This is a genomic window from Pseudoalteromonas sp. GW168-MNA-CIBAN-0100, assembly GCF_040309225.1.
In the GTDB taxonomy this organism is placed as follows: domain Bacteria; phylum Pseudomonadota; class Gammaproteobacteria; order Enterobacterales; family Alteromonadaceae; genus Pseudoalteromonas; species Pseudoalteromonas arctica.
In genome coordinates this window covers 1-237 of sequence record NZ_JBEOOL010001080.1, presented here as the reverse complement: position 1 = coordinate 237, position 237 = coordinate 1, and the positions used below count along the sequence as shown (strand labels likewise).

The 237-nt window shown below is 40.1% G+C and carries 1 pseudogene; it reads right to left on the bottom strand.

From position 1 onward, the window contains the following. A pseudogene (locus AAEY62_RS24675) lies at positions 1 to 237 on the bottom strand (general secretion pathway protein GspB); the annotation flags it as partial.

The window sequence follows — 237 nt, the reverse complement described above, 5'->3', positions numbered from 1 at the left end:
ATATCCGATTTGGTTGTTATTGTTGGTTCTTTATCGGCATTAGTATTTTTTAATATTGCTGTAGTGCTAACTTGCTCATTATTACTATTAAATGAGCTGTTTTGTAGCCATTTTCCACTAACAAAACCACCAGCAACACTAAAGCTAACCGCTAAGCTGCCACCAATCACAAACGCCAAGCGGCGGTATCGCACTAGAGACTGTTGTTGTTTAGCCTGCTGTGCCTGTAAGTCATAC